The organism is Streptomyces noursei (assembly GCF_016917755.1).
In the GTDB taxonomy this organism is placed as follows: Bacteria; Actinomycetota; Actinomycetes; order Streptomycetales; family Streptomycetaceae; genus Streptomyces; species Streptomyces yunnanensis.
This window is the reverse complement of sequence record NZ_CP070326.1, coordinates 1,948,646-1,962,917: the sequence shown is the minus strand read 5'-3', so window position 1 is coordinate 1,962,917 and position 14,272 is coordinate 1,948,646. Positions and strand designations below refer to the sequence as shown.

The 14,272-nt window shown below is 70.2% G+C and carries 16 protein-coding genes; all 16 read right to left on the bottom strand.

All coding sequences use genetic code 11. The features are described from left to right. Positions 1-8 precede the first annotated feature (8 nt). Entirely contained in the window at positions 9-1,019 is a 1,011-nt protein-coding gene (locus JNO44_RS08600; RefSeq protein ID WP_205362707.1) for a peptidoglycan-binding protein, read from the bottom strand. 72 nt (positions 1,020-1,091) lie between these two features. Further along, entirely contained in the window at positions 1,092-1,340 is a 249-nt protein-coding gene (locus tag JNO44_RS08595) for a hypothetical protein (protein WP_205362705.1), read from the bottom strand. Between the two features lie 28 nt (positions 1,341-1,368). After that, positions 1,369-2,817 (bottom strand): collagen-like protein, encoded by a 1,449-nt coding sequence (locus JNO44_RS08590; protein ID WP_205362703.1) that lies wholly within the window; start codon positions 2,815-2,817, stop codon positions 1,369-1,371. Positions 2,818-2,826: 9 nt separating this feature from the next. Continuing rightward, positions 2,827-3,573, bottom strand: coding sequence for a hypothetical protein (locus tag JNO44_RS08585; protein ID WP_205362702.1), 747 nt, complete (start codon positions 3,571-3,573; stop codon positions 2,827-2,829). Next, on the bottom strand, positions 3,574-4,674 hold the full coding sequence (locus JNO44_RS08580; RefSeq protein WP_205362701.1) for a hypothetical protein: 1,101 nt from the start codon (positions 4,672-4,674) through the stop codon (positions 3,574-3,576). Between the two features lie 22 nt (positions 4,675-4,696). Beyond that, positions 4,697-5,698, bottom strand: a complete 1,002-nt coding sequence (locus JNO44_RS08575) for a hypothetical protein (protein ID WP_205362700.1) — start codon at positions 5,696-5,698, stop codon at positions 4,697-4,699. Between the two features lie 11 nt (positions 5,699-5,709). After that, complete coding sequence (locus JNO44_RS08570; RefSeq protein WP_240167491.1) at positions 5,710-6,612, bottom strand: phage distal tail protein; 903 nt, start codon at positions 6,610-6,612, stop codon at positions 5,710-5,712. A gap of 2 nt (positions 6,613-6,614) precedes the next feature. Continuing rightward, on the bottom strand, positions 6,615-9,035 hold the full coding sequence (locus tag JNO44_RS08565; RefSeq protein WP_205362699.1) for a phage tail tape measure protein: 2,421 nt from the start codon (positions 9,033-9,035) through the stop codon (positions 6,615-6,617). 227 nt (positions 9,036-9,262) lie between these two features. After that, entirely contained in the window at positions 9,263-9,751 is a 489-nt protein-coding gene (locus JNO44_RS08560) for a DUF7426 family protein (RefSeq protein WP_205362698.1), read from the bottom strand. Next, positions 9,751-10,269 (bottom strand): phage tail tube protein, encoded by a 519-nt coding sequence (locus JNO44_RS08555; protein WP_205362697.1) that lies wholly within the window; start codon positions 10,267-10,269, stop codon positions 9,751-9,753. The genes JNO44_RS08560 and JNO44_RS08555 overlap by 1 nt, the downstream gene beginning before the upstream one ends. A gap of 11 nt (positions 10,270-10,280) precedes the next feature. Next, positions 10,281-10,712, bottom strand: coding sequence for a minor capsid protein (locus JNO44_RS08550; protein WP_039638355.1), 432 nt, complete (start codon positions 10,710-10,712; stop codon positions 10,281-10,283). Then, positions 10,709-11,065: a hypothetical protein gene (locus JNO44_RS08545; protein ID WP_205362695.1), complete on the bottom strand. Its 357-nt coding sequence runs from the start codon at positions 11,063-11,065 to the stop codon at positions 10,709-10,711. Before JNO44_RS08545 ends, JNO44_RS08550 begins: the two co-directional genes overlap by 4 nt. 999 nt (positions 11,066-12,064) lie before the next feature. Then, positions 12,065-12,247, bottom strand: a complete 183-nt coding sequence (locus JNO44_RS43300) for a hypothetical protein (RefSeq protein WP_240167490.1) — start codon at positions 12,245-12,247, stop codon at positions 12,065-12,067. Next, entirely contained in the window at positions 12,241-12,639 is a 399-nt protein-coding gene (locus JNO44_RS08535; protein WP_205362693.1) for a hypothetical protein, read from the bottom strand. Before JNO44_RS08535 ends, JNO44_RS43300 begins: the two co-directional genes overlap by 7 nt. Continuing rightward, complete coding sequence (locus JNO44_RS08530) at positions 12,639-13,616, bottom strand: major capsid protein (protein ID WP_205362692.1); 978 nt, start codon at positions 13,614-13,616, stop codon at positions 12,639-12,641. Before JNO44_RS08530 ends, JNO44_RS08535 begins: the two co-directional genes overlap by 1 nt. 18 nt (positions 13,617-13,634) lie before the next feature. Next, complete coding sequence (locus JNO44_RS08525; protein WP_205362690.1) at positions 13,635-14,237, bottom strand: hypothetical protein; 603 nt, start codon at positions 14,235-14,237, stop codon at positions 13,635-13,637. Between the last annotated feature and the right edge of the window lie 35 nt (positions 14,238-14,272).

The window sequence follows — 14,272 nt, the reverse complement described above, 5'->3', positions numbered from 1 at the left end:
GGGGCGGGTTAGACCTTGGGGACCTTGAGGGCGTCCCACTGGCGGCGGCCGGGCCAGCCGTCGCAGTACGCGGGCGCGTCGCCGAGGTGCTGCTGCCACTTACGGAACGACTCGCGGTCGGCTGCGGTCCACTGGGGGCCGGGCCCGGAGCCGTAGGCAGAACACCCTTCCTCGACCAGGCGGCGGCCCATGGCGGTCACGATCGGCGAACGCGGGTAGGACCGGAAGAAGCCGTCCCCGGGGAACGGCTCGTACCGCGGGGCCGGGGCCGGCTTGCCGGGCATCGTGAGGGACTGCCCCGGCCGGATCGCATACGGCTCACGCAGGCCGTTCGCTGCGGCGATGTCCTTCCACGGCACGCTGTGCGCCCGGCCGATCGCCGACAGGGTGTCGCCGGCCTTGACCGTGTACGAGCTGCTGCTGCCGCCGTGGTTCAGGCGGCGGTCGATGCGCTCGCGCATCGTGTCCATGCTGACCCCGCGCGGGTCGATCTTGGTGTTCGTCCACTCCTTGTGGCCGATCACGGACGCGGACGACCAGCCGTAGGCACGGCACAGGGCGGCGCCGACGCGCTCGATCGCGTCGAGCTGCGCCTCGGGCCACGGGTCGGCCCCGTTGCCGAGGTTGACGCACTCGAACCCGTAGAAGTGGGTGTTGCCGTCCGTGTTGTTGGCAGTGGTGACCGGTAGGGCGCGCTCGGCGACCACGGCGTTCAGCACGTTGCCGTCGCCGCGGCCGGCGTGGTTGGCACGGCCAGAGCTGATCAGGTAGACGTCGCCGTTCTTGGCGATCACGCCATGGCACAGCGGCCCGGGAAGTTCCGCGTATCCGTCGTAGCACATGCGCACCGACGCGTCGGTGCCGGACGAAACGGTGTGGTGGATCATCACGCCGTTGACCGGGCCAAACGATCCCTTGTGGTTGCGGTTGTGGGAGCGCCAGTCGCCGTACTCAATGACGTGGACGCCCTCGGCACGCAGCGCGGCGAGCAGACGGTCGGCGGAAAGGGGTGTTGCCATCGTGTCTCCAGAAATGAAAAAGCGCCCGGCGCGGTGCGCTCGGGCGTGTGGTGCGAGGGTCGGGGTGGGAGGTCAGATGGGGGTGGCGGTCTCGCTTACCAGGGAGCCGATGATGCTGTACCCGCGGTGGGTGGGCAGAGCGGCGGCGAATGCCGCGGCGGCGGCCTTGAGCGCGGCCTCGTTCTCCTGAGGCGTCAGGTAGACACTGCCGCCCGGCGCCCACGCCATGATGGGAATGTTGTGCCGGATGACGGTCCGGCGAGGGTCGCGGTTCTCGATGCCATAGGCGACGGCGACCTCGGCGCGGACGATCTCAGTCATGGGCGTGTCCTTACTGGTGAGTGTGTAGTCAGGCCAGGGCAAGGGCCATGATCGGAATGTCGTGGTCGGTGAGCACGCCTGCGTCGCCCTGGTTGAGCTTGGCGGGGGTGTTGGTCTGGCCGTTGAGGTACCAGGCGCGGGCGAACGGGGTACCGAAGAAGAAGTTGGCGGCGGCTGTGGGGGATTCGTTCTGCACGTGGAAGAACGCGTAATCCGAGGTGCCGCCCGTGGTCAGGACCCATGTCACCCAGTACCGGCCGGGCGACAGGGTGACGGTCGACGGCATGGCGATTGCGGTTGCGCCGATGTGGTTGTTGATCATCTGTGGTGGGCTGCCGGCCGTCTGCCCGGCCATGTCGAGGCTGACCGGCGCCGCGGTGCCGGTGACCTTCGTCCCGTCCTCGCGATAGATGCCCGCGGCGAACCGATCGGCTGGGACACCTCCATAGCCGCGGGCGAACATGATCACCCGGTTGACCTGCGTTGGCTCCGTGATGTTGATGCCGCTCACGTAAAGCCGCTGCGGCGCAAGGAACTTGGCAACAGGATTAGCGACCGTGTACGGGTCACACGTCCACGCCTGGAAACCGAGTGCCTGCGGGGACCACGTGTTGCGGGGGCTGGTCGCCGGCGGAAGCTGCGCGGCGGGTATCTGTCCGCTGGTGTCGAGGCTGGCGACCCCGCCGGCGGCGCCGCGGGTGCTGGTGGCCAGCGCGCCGACGTCGCCCGCGGTGAGCTGCACGGCCCCGGTCTTGCCGTTGACCGACGCGACCGCACCGGCGGTGGGCGGGAGTTGGGTGGTGGGGATGCGGCCGGTGTCGTCGAGCTGGGCGACGCCGCCCGGGGCGCCGGCCGCGGCGGCGGGGACTGCTCCGACGTCGGCCGCGGCGAGCGTGACCTCGGCGGCGGTCTGGCCGTTGACCGACTGCACCCGGCCGTCAGCCCCCGGGGTACCCCGCTCGCCGCGTGCGCCCTGGGGGCCTGCCTCGCCCTGGGGCCCGGCCGGCCCCCGCGTTCCTTCCTGTCCGCGGGGGCCGACCAAGGAGGCGAGCCAATCAGGCCGGGTGCCCTCAAACCCTTCCGCTTTGGCCACTTCATACGCGGAAGCGCCGCGAACCGCCACGTAGTTGGGCTTGGTGGGGTCGGTGGGGGCGACGTCGGCGAGGTCGGCCTCGGGTGCCTCGGCGGGCAGCAGGACTTGATACGAGCGGCCGGCCGGGATGCCCGACAGGGACTCGGTCACGGTGTACGACCAGCCGTCGGGGATCATGCCGGGCGCGTCGGTGGCGGGCAGGGTCGCGCTGATCTGCCCCTGCGCGTCGAGCTGCGCGGTGACGGGCCCGCCGAGGATGACGTCGGCGGCCGGGAATGTGAGCTGCGCCGGCGCGCGGAAGACGACCGCGCCGGACAGGGGCCGGCCGTCGGGCGAAAGAAAGCGGCCGGTGACGGTGACGGTGGGGATGGAGTCGGGGAGCAAGGTGGTGTCCTAGTGGTTGGCTTCGCTGGCATTGGCGGTGTTGGAGCCCCACATGCCCTGACACCACGCAACCGCGGTGCCGGCCCCGGCGGTGCGTCGGGCCTGGATGAGGAGGGCGGCGGTGTCGCCACGGGAAAGGCCGTGCGCGCTGGGGGTGATGCGCTGCGAGGTGAACACTTCTTTCCCGGCGGCGGTGAGGGTGTCGCCAAGTTGGGTGAGGTTGCCGCCGCGGTTGAGCATGAGGCGGGCCTCGGCGGTGGTGCCGGCCGGCGCGTAGATCGACCACTGTGCGGCGAGTACGGCGTGCTGGGTCCAGATGGTGCCTGCGTGGGTGGTGGTCCAGTCGGAGGCGGTGACGGTGGCGCTGGGGGCGAGGGGGATGGGCACCCATGGTCGGCCGAGGTACCCGTCGGCGTACCCGTCATCCATCACGATCGGGGACGGGTACCCGCCGCGGGCGAACAGCCGGACCATTTGGGCGGCCGTGGTGTCGTTGCCGCCGACCTCCAAGGCGACGCCGGTCCCGTCCTCGCGGGCCATGCTCACGCCGTACCGGCCGGTGGCGAACTGGCCCACCCCGAGCACCTGCGCGCCGCCGGGGGCCCGGACGTCGAGGCTGCCACCCTCGCCGATGACCACAGTGCCGTGGGTGATCCGGTTCAGGGCGGGCCGGGTCTGCGCGCGGCCGGATAGTTCGCGCACCTGGCGCTCAAGGGCGCGGATGCGGTCGAGGAGGTCGAGGGGGACAGCGGCCATTTAGGGCGCCTCCAGGAAGAGTTTCGCGGTTTCGGGCCGGCCGCGCTCCGGCGGCGTGAGGGCCATGCCGACGACGCGATACCGCTCGTCGAGGCCATCGGCGAACCACAAGTCACGGATGCGCAGGCGGATGGTGGTGCCGAGCATGGCCGGGGTGAGGGGCGCGCGGCCCATGTGCACGGTGATCTCGGGAATGGTGCGCGGGGTGCGGGCGGTGTCCCAGTCGGCCCGCGCGTGGGCGTCCAGGGTGGGTTTCTCGATCACGGTGGAGTAGTCCGAGGTGCCATCCAGGCGGGGCCAGCCGGCCGCGAGGGCAACGTCGTCCACGAGCAGATCAGACAGCAGCGGAACGGATTCGGCGGCCTGGTTGGTGTTGTCGCTGGCGCCGCGGGACTGCCAGACGTTGGCCTGCCCGGTGGCGTCCACGGGCCAGGCGTAGGACATGACCGGGCCCGGATGGTCGAGGACGACGTCGCTCGCACCGGTTCGAATCACCGGTGATCCAAGCTGCAAGCGCTTGATGCGCCGGCCGCTTTCAGGATCCCGGAAGGCGGCTATGCGCCACTCAAAGCCCTTCTCAACCTTGCCGAGTTGGTCGATGAGATCGCGGAGCGAGGGCACGTCGTACCGGCTGTAGACGCGATCACGCGGCATGCCGGACGTCTCGGTGCCGTACTCGATCCCGATATCGCCGCCGGCGCCCTGCTGCGCGTAGTCGATGAGCTGGCGCACGATGTCGAACTGCTCGACGCCACGGGCCTCGAAGGTGTCGAGTAGGCGGCGGTGATCGAGGTAGCTGTCGAAGGTGCCGGCCTGGACCTGCATGGACAGAAAGCCGCGGTCGGTGGACTGCACAGAGGCGGTCCACACGATCCCGCCCCACCAGATTTCCCGCCCCCGCTCGATCCACAGGGCCGTGCGGCCCGGGGTGACGGCGGCGCGGACGCGGCCGGCAATGGCGGCGTTGGGCATGGGGATGGTGCCCTGGGCGGTGCCGGTCTTGCCGAGATAGTCGTCGAAGCTGACCCCTTGCAGGGGAAGCGCGTCGAGTAGCTGGTCGGTCCGCAGGTCACAGAACAAGGCCCGGTAGGGGGCGAACATGCGCACCCCCTTTTCGTGTGGGTCAGTCGGCCCACCAGCAGCAGCCGAAGGCCAGCCATGTGGAGACGGGCCGTTGAAAGGCGGCGGTGATCGTTCCTCGTCCGCTGATCTCTCCGCGGACGACGCCGGCCGGGTAGGTGCTGGTTACGTCGCAGCCGAACGTCACCTCTGCGTAGGAGGTGGGCGACTGGGACGGCCGATACATGGCCGGCAGGGTCAGGCCCGGAAGGGGTTGCCCGTCGGCGGGGATAGGGCCGGCGGTGCGGGTGATGCGCCCGCGCAGGTGCACCTGGGTGCCGGTCTTGCGGATCTGGAAGGGGTAGGCGTTGCCGGAGAACCGCTGATAGCCAGTGGGCAGGGGTAGGTCGATCCAGCCGGTGTCGGCCGGGTAGGGCTGCCACGCCCCGGCCGAGGCGGACCAGCGTTCCAGGCCGGTGCCGGTGTCGCGGTACTGCCCGTCGTAGGCGCCTGGGAAGTTCAGGCCCCAGCCGCGGGGGATGATCCCGCCGTACGCGGCGGTGTAGCGGCGCCGGTCGGCCAGTGCGGAGCCCCAGGTGATTCCGCCGGTGCCGGCGGACGTGCCGGCCGGGACGGTCACCTCCCACAGCCGCAGCGCGGCCGGCGGCAGCGCGGGGGCGGTCGGGGTGGCCGCGGGAGTGCCTGGGATGACCTCGATGGCGACGGCTGTCTGCTCGCTGGTGTCATACAGCCCATCGCGGACCCGTAGCACGACAGCGTCGATGCGGCCGTATTGCGCGTCGCCGTCGGCCAGCGTCAGCGTCTCCGGCGAGGTCACCACAACCGGGTAAGCGCCCTGGGGTGTGGTGCCCTGGACCAGGGCGCGGCCGGTGCCGATCTGGAGCTGCATAGGCCCCACGCCGGCCGCGGAGAGGGGGTTGCCGCCCGCGATCACCCCCTCACGGGAGGCGAGTTCGGAGGTGGGGGCCATGGCGCCGAGCGGCGCGAGGCGGGTGTCTTCGCGGGTCTGCCCGGTGGGCAGTAGCCATGCGGCGCGCACGGTCACAGGGAGGCTCCTTACCAGTGGGCCGAGCGCCACCGCAGGATCGCGGTAGCGCGGGGGTCGGTGAATCCGGGGGCGGCGCGAAACGCCCACGACGTCACACCGGGCGGCAGGGTGAGGGTCTGCTCGGGGACGGAGCGGGCGGTCGCGTCGCTCAGGCGTGAGGCGGTGCCGTTGAGCGTGACGGTGCCGGCCGCGGTATCGACGAGCAGCTCGTCGCCGTCGGCGAGGGAGATGTCGTACTCGATCACGTCGCCCGTCGCGAGGTTGGTGAGGCTAGGCCGGTCGACCGGCCCCCGGAACGTGATGGTCGGGTGTGTGTCGGTGGTGCCGTCGTTGGTGGCGGTGGTGGTGCCGGTCGAGCCAGGCGCCCCGAAGTCCAGCGGCCAGCCCAACCGTTCGGGGCCGGGGGCGAGGTGCCAGTCGAGGCCCGGCTCGGCGGCCGGCAGCCGGATCTCGGCGCGCTGCTCGATCAGGCTGTAACGGCGGGGGTCGCTGGCCTCGAACTGAATCGCCCCACCCGTGACCGTGCCTACGCGGTACCCGGTGTCGACGGGTATGGAATGCCGCAGACACCGGGCGTAGACCAGCAGAGGCGGCGCGTCATCCAGGCGCACCACGAGCGGCACCTCGTCGTCACGCAACGCCAGGTGCGCGCCCAACTCCCGCACTGCCGCGGTCATCGCGCCGGGCGCGGTGCGCAGCACGACCCCGTCGACCGTGATCGTGCGGGGCTGCGCCAGAAGCCGGCCGGGGATCGCCCCGTACGCGCCGGCCCGTGGCACGGTGCCGGAGTCCACACCGGGGGAGTCCTCCCACCCGGTCAGCTTTTGCCAGCGCACGGCCGTGCCGGGCCCGAGCAGCAGCTCGCCGAACTGGAGGTGTCCGGGGAGGGTGACCAGATCACCAGCGGACATGGTCACCCCCTGCCCTTCATCTGCCAGGCCAGCGCGGCGGCGACCTGGTCGGCGGACTGCCCACCGGCGTGCCAGTTCTCAATGTGAACCGACGTGCCCCAACCAACGTCCTGCAGAGCGCCGTTGGCGGGGGCTGCGCCGGCGGTGGCGAACTGCGGGGCGGACGGAACGGACACCAGGGACCGCATGGTGCGGTCGACCGCAGGGGCGCCGGACTTGATGCCCTCGACGATGCCTGAGGGAATGTGCCGGCCGATCTGATCGCGCATGACGCGCGAGGGCGAGTGGATCCCCAACGCCCTGGCGATGGGGCCGGGGATCAGATCCTTTGCCCACCCGGCGAGGGTGCTGGCGAGCCAGGGACCCATGTTCTGGATCCCGTCCCACAGGCCCGTGATCAGGTCGCGGCCCTTGTTGTAGAGCATGGATCCGAAGTCGCCGAAGTACCCGACGATGCACCCGGGGAGGCCGCGGACCCAGTCGAGCATTTCGCCGGCCTTGCGCTTCGTACCGTCCTTGATCTCCGACCAATGCCGGATGATCAGCCCGACGAGCGTCCACTTCAGGAAGAAGTCGAGCATGCGCTGCGGCAGCGCCTTGACCCAATCGACGATCGCGTTCCAGACCCGGACGGTGCCGGCCTTGATGTCGTCCCAGTGTTTGACGATGATCCCGACGAGGGTGAAGTTCAGGAACAGATCGAGTAGCCACTGCCCAACGCTCTTGATCTTGTTCCAGACCCACTCCCAGGCGGCGGCCGTGGCGTTCTTGATGGCGTCCCACTTGGCGACGATCAGCGCCACCAGGCCGATAACTGCGGTGATGATCCAGCCGACGGGGCCCATGGCCATCACCCACGCCGCGGCCATCCGCGCGGCCTGAATGAGGCTCTGCCCGCCCATGAGGATCCACGCCCCCGCAACGCGTGCACCGTTGGCGACGGCGGCGCCGCCCTGTGCCGCCCAACCGGCAAGAATGGTGGCGTTGGTGACGATGAACCGGCCGCCAGCAGCGACGCCAGCGGCGGTTTGCGTGGCCCAGCTCATCACCACCGCCGCACCCGTGATGCCGGCCTGGGCGGCGAGCGTGATCAGGGTGGGCAGCATGAGCGTGGTGATCACGCCGGCCCCGATGCCAAGGGCGGTGGAGTGCTCGGAAATGAAACCGCTGGCGGTCTTGAACGCCCGGCCAAGGCCACCGTCACCGAGCCAGTTCACGAGCTTCTCAATCGCCGGAACCACGTAGGTGCCGAGGACTTCGACAACTCCCTGCATGAGCTTCCGCTTGAAGACTTCGACCTTGGTCGCGGCGTTGTCACGCATGGCGTTGCCCGCACCGTCGGTGGCACCCTTGACGTCCCCCAACGCCTTGACCGCACTGGACGGATCCAGGGAGTACAGCGCGTCGCCGAGGTCTTCGGCCTTGGTGCCGAACAACTCGGTCGCAATCGCGTTGCGTTCGATGGGGTCCTTAACGGCCCGCAGGGTGTCGAGGGTCTTGTCGAGGGCGCCGGTCGCGCTGCTGCCGCCCTTGCCGATGGCGGCGAACATCTTGTCGGCGTTCAGGTGGAGTTTCTCGAACCCGCCCCGGACCTTGTCCGATCCGGCAACGGCCTCGATGCTGAATTCCTTGATGGTGTCGGCGACGACGTCCGCGTCCCTGGCACCGCCCTTGAGCCCCTGCTGAATGAGCCCCATGGCCTGCTGCCCGGACAGGCCCATGTTCCGGAACTGCGTGCCGTACTCCGTGAACGTGTCGAGCAAATCCTCGGCCGCGTTGCCCCCGCGCTGGGTTCCGCGCACCAGTACGTCCATGGCCTCGTCGGCGTTCTTGGCCAGGCCGGTACGCATCATCTGGCCCACGGACCGGGTGACGGCGGATACGTCCTCACCCATGACCGAGGCGGTGTCGGCGACCCGCTTGCCCATGGTGGTGATCTGCTGCTCGGTCGCTTCCGGCGGCAGCAGGCCAGACCGCGCAATGCCCTTGATCGCCTCGGCACCGTCTTGGACGCTGTCGACGATCGCCCCGGAATACAGCGCCCCCGCGGCTTTGCCGTACTTCGCGGCGGCCGGCCCGCTGGAGCCGAGCTGCGCCTGCAACTGGCCGGTGATCTTGGCTTGTTCGAGGGCCTCGCCGATCCCGCCGACCAGCGCGGTACCGATGGCCAGGCCGACCGCGGCGGCGGCGAGCTTCTTGAGCCCCTTCTGTATCGCCTCGGCGGCGCGGTTGCCGCCCCGGTCGGCGCCCTGCTCGACGCCGTCGCCGAGCTGGTTGCCGGCCTGGCGTCCGGAGCGGTCTGCGCTGGCGGTCATGCGGTCGCCGCCGGCGCGCAGTGCGGCCTCGGCCCGCTGTACGCCCGTGCGGGCGCCGGAGTCGTCGACGGTGATCGTTGCGGCAAGTTCGCCGACGCGCAGAGCCACAGCTCATCACCTCCGGACGGTCGTGCCTCCCGCGGGTGTGGAGGCGGAGGGCGGGGGTGTGAGCGCGCGGGCGAGGCGGGACTCGGCAGAGAGAAGGGCGAGGATGCGCACGCGCAGCCACCGCCAGGAACGGGCCCGCAGCAGCGCCCGGTCGCCGAGGTCAACGCCGTAAATCTCGTGCAGGTCAGCCTCGATCAACGGCCAGTGACCGAGGAGCTTGGGCCAGGTCAGCGCGGGCGGTTGCCCTTGCCCCGGGCGCGGGCGTGGGGTGCCTTCGGGCCACTCGTACCACTCGTAGAGCCCCGACTCGGGGTCGACCTCGCCGCGCCCGATCGGGCCCGGCGCGTCTCCCGATTCGGGGCCGCTCGATTTGGGTCGCCGCCCGCATTCCAGAACTTCTCGGCCGCGGCCTTGTCCTGCGTGATCCACACCATGGCGGTCAGGGCGGCGTGTTTGAGGGCTGGCCAGGGCACGGCGTCGGCGACCATCTGCGCATGCGCGCTGCCGAGCACGTCGGCATACAGGTCCCGCTCGGCGGCGTCCCCGAGCACCTGCTCGTCGACGCGCCCGCCGTCGGCCGCCACCGCCGCGGCGTTCAGTAGTGCCTGCGTGCGCAGCCCTACCTCGGCGGACGGGGCCGGGACGGTGTAGACGGTGCCCCGGATGGGGAGCTGAATCGTTTCGTCGAGCAGCTCGTCTAGCGCCTCGAACCCCACTACGCATCACCGCCCTTGGTGTTCACGGGCGGCGCGTCCCCAACCGGGTTGGGAATCTCGACCAGCGGACCCGATCCGGTAAGCGTGACCTTGATCGTGTCGACTTCGTCCGGCCCGCCGCCCTCGGGCTCCCATGTGACCAGGGCGGCACCTTCCTGGGCGTCCGGGGCGCCGTTGCGGTCGTAGTACCGCACGCGGACGTAGGAGGCGGCACCGAACGACATGGACGCCCGGCGCAGTGCTTCCTGTGCTGCGTTGAACACGCCGGTCGTGGGGTGGGCGCGGTGGGCGAGGGTGACCTCGACCGACCAGGCAAGCATCGTTACGGCCTGCTCCGACCAGCCCTCGGCGTCGTAGGTGGTTACGTCCTGCTGCGTGGGTTCGATCTTGGGGGTGAACTCGGTGATGCCGGGAATCACGGCCCACGTGGGCGGGCCGTCCTTGCCTGTGTCCAGCTCCAGCCGGTAGCGGCGGGCCAGTGCGGTCACGGTCTCGGCCGGCGGCGTCGGGGTTGCCATCGTGGCGCCTCCTATTCGAGGTGTCGGGCCGCGCGGTGGGCGCGGGCGTAGTAGTTGCTGCTGCGCTCCATACGGCCGGCAGAGTCCGCTCCGATCGGCGCGGCCGAGACGCGATAGAGAAGCTGCACGCGGGCCGCGCCCCAGGTGTGGGGGCCGGATCCGTGCAGTACGTCGAGCACCGCGTCGTCGAGCACGTCGACCTCGCGCGGGTCGGGGCCGGCCCGGGTGCGGATCTGAATGCCGGTGGTGGTGTCGGTGAGCGCGGGGGAGTCGGTCACCGGGTAGGCAGACAGGCAGATCACGCGATCCGGCGCTGGCGGCATGGTGGCGACGGTGATGGCGGTATCGCCCGGCCCGTACAGCCCGTCGGGGCGGTAGGTGCCGACCCCGGCGGAGTCGAGGAGGCGGGCGAGCCCGTCGAGGAGGTCGGCGGTGTAGCTCATGAGCGCAGCGCCCGCCGAACCTGTGCAGCGATCAACGCCTGAACCGTGGCGGCCGACTCAGGCAGCACGGATTCCAGATACTTCGCCGAGCGGCCCGGGGAGTGCCGGGCGTTGAGATCCTCGTGCACCCGGCGGGCGTACGAGGTGTCGTAGGAGACAGCGGCGGTGAGCTGCTGCTCATCGATGCTGGCGGCGCCGGAGCGTTCGAGGGTGCCCTCGGCAATCGGTACCCGCTGACGGCTCGCCTGTAGGACGTGTTCGGCGCCGAGCAGCGCGCCACGGGCGGCGGCCTGTTGGATGGCGGCGGTTGCGGTCTGGCGGTCCCAGCGTAGCCGTGCCCGCTGTTCGTTCATTTCTAACTCGCCTCCAATTGCGCTCCGTTGTTCCTTTCCGGATGCGTGGGCCCTGTAGGCTGTTGCGCGCCTGATCCATCGCCCGCAGCGTCCGGCCACGACGTGGCCGGAGGCCCCGTAGTGCGGGGCGCCCTTCGGCGATAGGAGACGGCACGTGAAAGAGCGACGCGGACGCGCGCCCGAGGATCTGCCCAAGTGGGTTCGATCAGCGGTTGCGATCTTGGGTGCACTGGTCCCGTTCGCATGGTGTGTGGTGACGCTCATGCGCTAGTTGGCGCACTGAGGGTGGATGCCGGTGATCGGACCTTGAGTTAGGTCCGGCTGCTGATTGGTCAGCCGGACCCACCCCAACCTCACACCAGGGCCGAGACGCCCCGGTGCCAGCCGGGGCTCTTGGCCCGCTTTCATGTGTGGGCCCTGGACGCCGTACACGCTGTGTACGGTGCCCCGCTCTCCTACCCTGCGTAACGCCCCGTCATCAGGTATTATGTCCAGTTTGCGGAGGGCGCTCGAACCGGACATTGCCCGCTTTTGGGGCTGATTGCCGTACACGCTGTGCACGATGCAGGTGGCACAACCATAGCAACTATCAAGTCTTAAGAGTCAGAGATGACTCCCGATCAGGTATGAGTCAGAGATGACTCTCGATCAAGTCTCAACAGATCAGAGATAAGCCACGATCTAGGCAAGACAATGTCTATGGAACTTAGGAGATCACTACGGAACCACAGAAGAACTACGGACCGAAGAAGAAGTTCTGAGTGCGAGAAGAGCGAAGCATCTACATCGAGTTGACATCGGATCCTCCCATGTTGCTACCCAGAAAAATCCGCAACTCAGGTGTGGTTGGTTCCCGGACTCATTCGCAACTCACCTCCGTACAGGTCGGAACGGGCAGGCCGGGGGCGGTGTGCCGAGCCACGGTGAGCGCGGTGGTGGTGCGCCCGTCGGGCAGGGTGACCTGACTTCCGGGTGGGCAGTCGAGCGTCGGCCCGGCAATCACGGTCGCCGTTGCCGTGACCTGCCGACCATCGGCGGTGCGCACCATGCGCGGGCGTCGTCCACCAGGGCGCGGACGTTGGGGATGGCGTGGCGGTACTGCGGCCCGTAGGCGCCCTCGCCGGCGTACGGCTCAACGGTGATGCGGTGGCGCAGCAGCACCGCCGGTACCTGGGTCACCATGTCCATACCACCCCCGGCTCCAGCCCGGCCCGGCGCAGGGCGCGGGCGGCGCGCGGGGCCAGCTCGACACCGCCGGCGCCCGGCGGCTGCCCGGACCGACCGGACAGGGACACCGGCCCGATGGACACGGAGTCCCAGATCCCGCCAGCGCCGGTGCCGTCGTCGCCGGTGGCGAGCCAGTGCTCGACCTGCGCGCACACGGCATCGGCCAGAGCGGCGCGCACCCGGGCGTCGAGCGGGTCGCCGTCCACGTCGACCGCGTATACGGCCGTAAGCAGGGCACTGTCGATGTCCTCGGAGGCGCGGGTGAGCAGCCGCTCGGCGCCGTCCGGGGCGGGCTCGCCGAGGTAGGCGGCGAGCTGCTCGGGGGTGGCGTACAGGCGGCGCAACATCACTCCCCCCGCGTCGCGGCCGGGTTGACCTGGCTGCCGCGCCACACCGCCGCGCCCTTGGTCGTCTTCAGCGCGACGGCGACCGGGCCGAGTTCGACCTCGCCGCGCTTGACGGCGCCGGCGGTGGAGAAGTCCGGAAGCCACTGGCGCACCAAGCCGCCGCCGACGGTCGAGACACCGTGGAAGGCATCCAGGCCCAGGCGCACGGCGTACAGGTCGGTGGTGCCGGTCTTGGCGTCGATGCCGATCACCGGATCTGCGCTGCCGGCCTTGGCGCCCAGGTCGATGAACGGAATCCCGTTGTACGACTCGACCGTCTGCCCGAACGCGTTCTCGGCGCGGCTGTAGTAGCCGGCCCGGCGCGCAAGGCTGCGGATACGGGCGATGGTCTTCTTGTTGCCGAGCAGCGCGCTCGGGGTGTCGTCGAGCTGGCCGAGGAACTCGTCGAGGGAGTCGAGGGCGTTGTGCGCTGCGGGCTGGTCGGCGGGGGTGGACCAGTCGGCCGCGGTCTTGTACTCCGTGCTGGAGTTGGCGAGCACCTTCGACAGTCCCTCGAACCCGGTCGCGTTGGAGGTGTTGCGGGTGCCGTTGATGACCTGGTCGGAGAAGAACGCGCGGGCCGACTTGATCGTCTGCCCCATCTGAAACGTGACTTCGTTGGTGGCGGCCGGGCCGAGGTTGGACAGGACGCGGTCGATCTCGAACGCGCCGCCCAGCACGGACAGGTCGACGGTCGCGCGGGACCGCTTGGCCTGCTCGGTGCCGTACTCGGTGCCCAGCGGACGGAAAGCCGCGCCGCGCTCGGACACCAGACGCGTGTAGCCGTAGGTCAGCGTCGCGCCGCCGCCGGCCGGGTTCACGACGTCGTCGAAGGTCATGTTGTCCAGCAGCCACGAGGACTTGCGGAACTCGTCGATCACGCGCAGGTCGATGTCGTCCTGCGTGTTCAGCTTGGCGTCGGCGAGAGTGATTGCCATGGGGGTACTTCCTAGGTTTTAGGCGCCAAGCCGGGCGGCGATGGCGTCACGGAGGGTGGTGGGCTTGGTGGGCGCAGCCGGGGCGCCGTTGAACTCGCCGCCGCCACGGACCGGACCGGCCGGCGTCGCCCGGTACAGGTCCGGATCGGCCTCGACGGCGGCCCGGATCGCGGCGACGAGCTGCTCGTCGAACTTCCCGTCGGCGGGGTCGAGCGTGCCGACCGTGTCGAGGAACGAGCGGCTGTTCAGTAGGCGGTCGGCGCGGGCGTCCTGGTCTGCGGCGGCCTTGTAGGCGGCCAGTTCCACGCGCGCCGTGCGCAGCTCGGCGCCGGTCTGGTCGAGCTGCTTGTCGCGCTCGGCGACCGTGGCAGCCAGCGCCGTCGGATCCTGCTCGCCCTGGTCGCCGTTGGGGTTGAGTGCCTTGGTCACCGCATCGAGGGCGGCCCGCAGCTCGTCGCGCTCGGCGGCGGCCTGCTCGGCGCGCGTCGTGGCGTCGGCGAGCTGCTGCTCGGCGGCCGGGTCCGGGGCTGGCGTCGACGTGACGGGGGCGGACGGCGTCTCTGGGGCCGGGGTGCCGGTGGTCGGCGTGGCCTCGGCGGTCGGTGTGGTGGTGTCGGACATGGGTGTCGGGTCCTTCGTGGTGGTGTGCAGGCATG